The 7,595-nt window shown below is 52.9% G+C and carries 7 protein-coding genes; 5 read left to right on the top strand and 2 right to left on the bottom strand.

Annotated features, from left to right (window positions below; translation table 11 throughout):
* From TRICHSKD4_RS31955 to TRICHSKD4_RS27225, 4 genes are all read left to right on the top strand, one after another.
* Positions 1–1,803, top strand: a 1,803-nt coding sequence (locus TRICHSKD4_RS31955) for a Tn3 family transposase (protein WP_247642872.1), incomplete at its 5' end; no start/stop codon positions are given.
* A complete protein-coding gene (locus tag TRICHSKD4_RS27235) occupies positions 1,800–4,520 on the top strand; it encodes a DEAD/DEAH box helicase (RefSeq protein ID WP_009469708.1) in 2,721 nt (906 codons plus the stop codon). The genes TRICHSKD4_RS31955 and TRICHSKD4_RS27235, both read left to right, overlap by 4 nt.
* Before the next feature lie 4 nt (positions 4,521–4,524).
* Positions 4,525–5,772 (top strand): zinc finger protein, encoded by a 1,248-nt coding sequence (locus tag TRICHSKD4_RS27230; protein ID WP_009469707.1) that lies wholly within the window; start codon positions 4,525–4,527, stop codon positions 5,770–5,772.
* Positions 5,773–5,829: 57 nt separating this feature from the next.
* A complete protein-coding gene (locus TRICHSKD4_RS27225) occupies positions 5,830–6,396 on the top strand; it encodes a recombinase family protein (protein WP_009469706.1) in 567 nt (188 codons plus the stop codon).
* Between the two features lie 48 nt (positions 6,397–6,444).
* On the opposite strand, the gene TRICHSKD4_RS27220 is transcribed toward TRICHSKD4_RS27225, so the two are convergent.
* Both TRICHSKD4_RS27220 and repC read right to left on the bottom strand, forming a co-directional pair.
* Positions 6,445–6,768, bottom strand: a complete 324-nt coding sequence (locus tag TRICHSKD4_RS27220; protein ID WP_009469705.1) for a hypothetical protein — start codon at positions 6,766–6,768, stop codon at positions 6,445–6,447.
* An 18-nt stretch (positions 6,769–6,786) separates the two neighbouring features.
* Entirely contained in the window at positions 6,787–7,230 is a 444-nt protein-coding gene (gene repC / locus TRICHSKD4_RS29965; protein ID WP_208993215.1) for a replication initiation protein RepC, read from the bottom strand.
* An 89-nt stretch (positions 7,231–7,319) separates the two neighbouring features.
* Between repC and TRICHSKD4_RS27210 the strand changes: the two genes are divergently transcribed.
* The gene (locus tag TRICHSKD4_RS27210) at positions 7,320–7,592 is read left to right on the top strand and encodes a type II toxin-antitoxin system ParD family antitoxin (RefSeq protein ID WP_009469703.1); all 273 of its coding nucleotides are present in this window, start codon (positions 7,320–7,322) and stop codon (positions 7,590–7,592) included.
* Positions 7,593–7,595 lie beyond the last annotated feature (3 nt).

Raw genomic sequence — 7,595 nt, 5'->3', positions numbered from 1 at the left:
CCCATTGTCGAAGCCCTGGAGTTTCGCTCCAACAACAGCCGTCACCAACCTGTTCTCGCGGCTCTGAATTTGATCCGTCAAAAACGGGAAGAAGGATCCCGTTCAGTCCGGTTGAATGAAGGTCCTGAGATCGGTGAAATCATTCCGGCAAGGTGGCGCAACTTGATTTTGGAGGATGAACGGTCGGGTGGATGGAAAGTCAGTTTGATCGATTATGAACTTTGCGTCCTCAAGGTTCTCAGGGAACTACTGCGCTGCAAAGAGATCTGGGTAACCAATGCGGATCGTTACCGAAATCCCGACGCGGATTTACCGCAAGACTTTGAAATCCGACGAGCCAAGTATTATGCATCGCTGAACCTACCGGAAGATGCTCATGCCTTCATCACCAAACTTCGAGAGGAGGCAACAACTGCTCTGAAATCCCTGAATGATAGCATCCGGTTCAACAGGAAGGTTACGTTGCGTAATAACGGCCGGAATCGAATTTCCATCACACCACTGGAAGCCTTGCCAAAACCGCCCAATATCGGTTCTCTCAAGGCATCAGTTGGCGAGCGCTGGAATGTAACCAGTCTGCTTGATGTCGTTGTCGAGACTGCACAGCAGACGGGATTTCTTGAAGAGTTCAGGACTTCAGGAGATCGGGTCGTTCTTGACAAGGAGACATTACATCGGCGGTTGATCCTTTGCCTTTACGGTGTTGGCACGAACACGGGGCTCAAGCGCATTAGCGCAGCCACTGACGGTGTAAGCCATGCAGAGCTTTTGCATGTTCGTCAGAAGTTTCTGCACAAGGATGCCTTAAGGAGCGCAACAAATCTCGTGTCCAATGCGATCCTGGCTATACGTAACCCTGATATTTGGGGTGACACCGGGACTGCGTGTGCTTCCGATTCAAAGAAATTCGGTGCCTGGGACCAGAACCTTCTTACGGAGTGGCATGCCCGGTATGGCGGGCGGGGCGTCATGATTTACTGGCATGTCGAACGGCGTTCCAATTGCATCTATTCTCAATTGAAGCGCTGCTCTTCCTCAGAAGTTCATGCAATGATTGAAGGCGTATTGCGCCATTGCACGGACATGACAATCCAGCGGCAGTATGTTGATAGTCACGGCCAGAGTGAAGTTGCCTTCGCTTTCTGTCGGCTGCTTGGTTTCGAGCTCGCGCCGAGGCTAAAGGCGATCGCACGCCAGCGGTTGTACCTGCCCGATGCGGGATTGCGCCAGGAACTTCCCAACCTCGCCCCAATTCTTTCCAAGGCGATCGACTGGGAATTGATTGAACGTCAGTATGATGAACTGGTCAAATTTACTGCGGCATTGCGCCACCAAACAGCCGAGCCTGAAGCAATTTTGCGTCGGTTTGCAAGCACAGCGGTCCGTCACCCGACATATGAAGCCCTTCACCAACTTGGTCGGATCGTAAAGACCATTTTCCTATGCCGTTATCTCGCAAATGAAGCATTTCGCCGTGAGGTCCACGACGGACTTAACGTCGTCGAAAACTGGAACAGCGCAAACAGCTTCATTTTCTTCGGCAAGGGAGGTGAAATTGCCACCAACCGTATGGAAGACCAGGAGTTGGCTGTATTGGCGTTGCACTTGCTTCAGAACTGTTTGGTTTATGTGAATACGCTGATGCTTCAGAAGCTTCTCTCCGAGCCAGGTTGGGAGGATCGGATGACACCGGAAGATTGGCGGGGCCTAACGCCGCTTATATATGCACATATCAACCCATATGGACGATTTGACCCGGACCTTACCCGCCGCATCAATTTTGATCAGGGGATTGCCGCGTGAATATCAGCACTTCCAGGTTTCAGACGCTGTCCAGCGAACTCCGGATTACCCCATATGGACATCTTGTCCTGGATCACATCGATACACCCGCTTCCTCGGATGCGCATATCGAAAAAGCTTTTTCTTCGGGAGCTGGGCAAGGCCTGCTGCATCTTGGCGCTTGTAAAATAACATCCCCTTTACCGCCAGCACTTGCCTGGTGGCGTGCCTTTGCAGCTCGTTATGTCACCCACGTTTGCCTGCATACAACCGTTATGGAGAAACCTTCTTCCATCAATCAGCTTCCAAATGTGCCGCCTCCTGACGAATCTGAACTCGAGGCACTTGTCAATAATGCCCCAATGATGACCGGGGCGGAATATCTGACCACCGGAGTTCTGCGTTCTCTCTGGGAAGAGATTGCAAATGCCGCTCAAGTTTCTCTGGCTGACAGAGGCTGTGACCTTCAGAGTTTCCTGAAGGAATTCAATCCGGCATGGAATCTCGTTGGCCGCGTCTATTTCAGCTTGGCCGAGAACCGAAATGATCCAGATGCCCCCTTCGCATTTATGGCGACCTACACCCACAGGCTGTCTGCTCAGGCACGGGCACAGCACTTGCCATTGGGTCAAGCGCTGCGGGAGTATTCGGGAGCTGAAAACCGGAGCAGGTTGCTGTCATTGTTGGTCCCTGTTCAACGGGCTGCGGAGACATGCCACTGGCTCAAGCCAATGATTGACAAAGGAGAAATTTTTCATCCCTTGAGGTGGACTTCCGGCGAAGCGGCCCGTTTTCTCCAAAGTGCGACGGATCTGGAGCAAGCCGGGGTCCTTGTTCGCATGCCAGCCAGCTGGCGTGCCGGACGTCCGTCTCGTCCGCAGGTCAGCGCTGTTGTCGGCAACAACGCTCCTTCGAGCCTGGGATTGAATGGCCTGTTGGATTTCAGGGCGGAAATGACTCTCGAAGGTGAACCTCTGAGCCGTCAGGAAATTGACCAACTGCTTGATGGCACGGAGGGGCTTGTTCTCTTGCGAGGCCAATGGATCGAGGTTGATCGGGAACGGCTGACCAGTGCATTGGATCGCTTCAAAGCAGCTGAAGAATTGGCCGAGCGGGACGGTTTGACATTCGCCATGGCGATGAGAATGCTAGCACGCGTTCCTGTAGATGAGAGCGATAACGATAGTGTTTCCGAGTGGTCAAGCGTCACCGCTGGCACATGGATGGAAACAGCCTTGCGATCTCTGCGCGCTCCAGATGGTTGTCACATCGATGCTGGACCGGCTCTTCGTGGCAACCTTCGCCCATACCAGAGAGATGGCGTGCAGTGGCTCAATCTGCTGAGTGGCCTTGGTCTTGGCGCTTGCCTTGCCGATGACATGGGGCTTGGCAAAACCATCCAGGTTTTGGCGCTTCTCTTGTCGCAACGCCAAAGGGACGGGCAGAAATTGCAAGCTCCGAGCCTTCTGGTTGCGCCGGCCTCATTGTTGGCGAATTGGATCGCGGAAATTGAACGATTTGCTCCGAGCCTGAAGGCAAGAATTTTGCACCCCTCTGCTATGAAGACAAAAGAAATTCAGCAATTCTCCAGTGAAGATGCACAGAGGCTTGATCTTGTTATTACAAGCTATGGCACGTTGTTGCGCGCCCCAACCCTTTCCGATATCGACTGGCGTCTTGTCATTCTTGATGAAGCCCAAGCGATCAAGAACCCCAAAGCCAAGCAGACACGGGCGGTCAAGACCCTCAAGACCCAAGGGCGTATAGCACTGACAGGAACGCCGGTCGAAAACAGTCTTGGTGACCTCTGGTCAATATTCGACTTCATCAATCCGGGTCTTTTGGGATCGGCAAAGCAGTTTTCCAAAGTCACCGCCCACCTCGCCGAACGCGGTGAAAACTCTTATGGCCCGTTACGCGAACTTGTCCGACCGTATATTCTCCGCCGCATGAAGACAGACAAGTCGATCATAGCAGACCTTCCGGACAAACCCGAAGTAAAGGCGCACTGCCATTTGAGCCGGCGTCAAGCCGCACTTTACGCGCAAACCGTCGATGACCTGGCCAAAAAACTGGAGCATCTGGATGGTATCCAGCGGCGCGGGCTGGTTCTGGCAACCCTGATGCGTCTCAAGCAGATTTGCAATCATCCGTCCCAGTGGCTGGATGATGATGACTGGAATGAAGCAGACAGCGGCAAATTGGCAAGGCTCCGTGAGATTTCGGAAGTTGTGGCTTCACGACAAGAGAAGATGCTAGTCTTCACACAATTTCAGGAAGTTATTGAGCCGCTAAGGACTTTCCTCGGTTCGGTTTTTGGCAAGGACGGACTTGTCCTTCATGGTGGCACGGCCGTTGCCAAACGCAAGAAACTTGTTTCTGCCTTCCAGGAAGATGAAACCATTCCATTTTTCATCCTGTCTCTCAAAGCCGGAGGCTCGGGGTTGACGCTGACAGCTGCCTCCCATGTTGTGCACTTTGATCGCTGGTGGAATCCGGCCGTGGAGAACCAAGCCACAGACAGAGCCTATCGGATAGGGCAGAAGAAGAACGTCTTGGTGCACAAATTGCTCTGCCGCGGCACCATGGAAGAAAAGATAGACGCCATGATCAATACCAAGCAGGAACTCGCAGATGCGCTGCTTTCCAAAACCAAAGAGATCAATCTGACCGAACTATCCGACGACGCCCTTCTGGACCTGGTCAGGCTGGATCTCAACGCGGCAGTAAAGGAGTAACCCCATGTCGCGATATGGCTACGGTGGTAGTTGGGCCCCTTATGTATCCGTCGCGGAGCGGCGTAAACAGGCGGAACAGGAGGTCAAGAGACTCCAGCGGAAAGGCAAAGCGGTTACGCCGGTCGTTATCGAAGGACGCCAGATAGCCGAAACTTTCTGGGGCAAGGCGTGGTGCAAAAACCTCGAATCTTATCGTGATTATGAGAGCCGATTGTCCCGGGGCCGGTCTTGCGCCCGGCATGGCCTGGTCGTTGATCTCAAGATCGGGCGCGGCAAAATTGAAGCCCTTGTGAGTGGTTCGGACCTGTATAGCGTGAGCATCACCATCTCCGAACTGGTCGAGGCTCACTGGGCGGAAATCTGTACAGATTGCTCTTCCGGGATCGACACCCTTGTGGACTTGCTCCGAGGAGAATTTTCCAAAAGCGTGATGGAGCGCTTGTGTAGGCAGAATGCCGGTTTGTTCCCAAAACCGAAAGAAATCCAGTTCTCATGCAGTTGTCCGGACCATGCAATGATGTGCAAGCACGTTGCCGGGGCGCTCTATGGCGTTGGTGCGAGGCTCGATCACCAGCCCGATCTGCTGTTTCAATTGCGCGGGGTCGAGGCAGATGATCTTGTTTCCCGCGCAGATACTTCGACCTCCTTCTCGCAGTTAAAAGTGGACACGGGTAAAATTCTGGAAGGAAGCGACCTCTCAGCCTTGTTCGGCTTGGACATTGCGGCGGGAAATGCCGCCGCCCCATCCCCGGTGCCAAGTCCATCTCCTTCTCCCCGCAAGCCAAAGCCATCGGGGCCCCAAAAAAAAAGGACTGTCTCAAAAACCAAACCCGCCGCCAAGCAGGCTCGGTCGGGCCCAACATCCCACGCCCTCGAGGTCCGGGTGTTCATCTCACCTGATAAAGCAGGTAAATTAACGGCCATCGTCGAGAGCGGACTTGGTCCGATGCGTTCCCGGAATACTTCCATATCCATTACCGAGGGGGATCATGGTCAGGCCTTGATGAAGGCGAGGGAATTTGTGGAACAGGCCATCCGCGACTTTTTTGGTCAACGCTGGGAACGCTGGTTCTCAAGTTCCTATGGCTGGCAATTTTCATTATCCGGGTTCGATCTGCAAGAAGGACTCTTTGTGCAAGCTTCAATCCCGATTGATACACACGAGAAAGATGTAAAAAAGCCGCAGAGGCAAGTGAGCACAAACGATCGTTTGCGCAACAAAACTCCGGCCAAAAGGAAAACAAGCAGTTGATTGATGCGTAAACATGTTGCAAAACTAAAGGTAATGGCAACAGGTTAATACACAATCATGATGGTCGGATACGCACGAGTTTCAAAAACGGATGGGCAAGACCTAGAACCGCAATTGCAAGCACTCAAACGTGCCGGTTGCAAACGCATCTATGAAGAGCAGGCTTCCGGCGGCCGCTGGGACCGGCCTGAATTGCATAGGCTCCTCTCAGAACTCGATGAGGGCGATATCGTTGTGCTCTGGAAACTCGACCGGCTCACACGCTCACTCAAGGATATGTTGATTCTCCTTGAGAAAATCGAGGCAGCCGGGGCAGGCTTCCGGTCTCTGACTGAGGCCATAGATACAACTACACCAGCAGGTCGCATGATGATGCAAATGCTCGGCTCATTTGCCGAATTCGAGCGTTGCATCATCCGCGAGCGTACCATGGCCGGTCTTAAAACTGCCCGAGAACGGGGCCGGACAGGGGGCCGGCGCCCTAAACTGACAGCCGATCAGCGGTCCGAGATCATCGAAATGATAAAAGAAGGCAGGCCAGCAGCCGAAATTGCGCGAATCTTTCGAGTTCATCGAACAACAATTGGTCGTATCGGTTCAGAAGCCAAAAACTCCGTTCTCTAATTGTTCTGATTCGTGGCCATTTTCGCAGCGACGCTCACATTAGGCCAATCACGCGACGATAGCAATTGCGGCCTCGCATGCCTTTTTGAACTCGATTTCGGTTAATTCTAGGGTTTTCTGGAGCGCGTTTACGGTCCTGAGATGGATGGGGTCTTCGTTTTCTGCCTCCGCGAGGAGGCCCCTGAACCACTTTCTCAAGGATGCAGGCCCGTGGACCAGTTCGTTGACCATCTGCTGTCGTGAGACGGGCTTTTGTCCATCGTCGCCAAGGACAACGTAGAGGGCGGCAAGGATTATTCTGGCATTTGCAAATTCGCCGGTTTCGTTAGAAACGGCGGTCGTATCGATGTGTTTCAAATGAGTGTCGGTCATAATTTTTCCTGTTTTAATTCAGTTATTTGCCAGTCCGAATAGGGATTTCTTGAGGTTTAGCTTGTGGTCTGAAGCACGGTCGATCATTGCGCGGAAATATCCTCCCGGCGATGTGATCTGGTGTGGATCACGCAGGGCCTTTTCGGTAACGACGGCAAGGCAGGCTGCAGGCAGATGCTTTCCATGTCGCAGGACGGCCTGGGCATATCCAGCTTCACTGAGGCCGATCAAAACCCGCATGTCCTGAACGGCGGCGAGCAGGTCGATCCATGAGGCAAAGCGGGTGTCAGTTTCGTCCTGGGTGAGGGAACAGGCGGCGGCAATCAAACCGATGGAAACGCTTTCGAGGGTGTCGGCCTCCCCACGGTCCGGCCCCTCAGTCAGATCGATGGTGAACTGTTGATCTGCCTTTGTTCCGCAAGATGCCCGATTATGCAGCTTCGGGCCTCTTGGGCCAAGCAAGGGAAAATAAACCGCCAGCATTCAAAAAAGAAAATTTGAAAATTGATGCAAATATGATAAAATCATACTAAGTATGAATAGAGGTTCCTATGACAAACACCGTAGAACGTATGACCATAACGCTAACACCAGAAATGGCACACACCGTCAAAGGAGCGGTCAATTCTGGTTCTTATGCTTCCAGCAGTGAGATTATTCGGGAAGCGTTGCGTGATTGGCAGCACAAGCGCCAATTACAACAGCAGGAATTTGAATTGCTCCGTGCCGATGTGCAAAAGGGCATGACTGATTATGAGGCTGGCCGAGTACATGACTTCGATGCAGAGCGGATTATCGCAAAAGGGAAAGCCAGAAAACCTTGACGC

It is taken from the genome of Roseibium sp. TrichSKD4, assembly GCF_000148725.1.
In the GTDB taxonomy this organism is placed as follows: Bacteria; Pseudomonadota; Alphaproteobacteria; order Rhizobiales; family Stappiaceae; genus Roseibium.
This window is presented reverse-complemented; position numbering and strand designations above follow the sequence as displayed.

What these genes read in the sequence shown, in the direction of transcription:
- TRICHSKD4_RS27230 (WP_009469707.1), top strand. Translation starts at nt 4,525, where the DNA reads ATGTCGCGATATGGCTACGGTGGTAGTTGGGCCCCTTATGTATCCGTC.
- TRICHSKD4_RS27225 (WP_009469706.1), top strand. Translation starts at nt 5,830, where the DNA reads ATGATGGTCGGATACGCACGAGTTTCAAAAACGGATGGGCAAGACCTA.
- TRICHSKD4_RS27220 (WP_009469705.1), bottom strand. Translation starts at nt 6,768, where the DNA reads ATGACCGACACTCATTTGAAACACATCGATACGACCGCCGTTTCTAAC.
- TRICHSKD4_RS27210 (WP_009469703.1), top strand. Translation starts at nt 7,320, where the DNA reads ATGACAAACACCGTAGAACGTATGACCATAACGCTAACACCAGAAATG.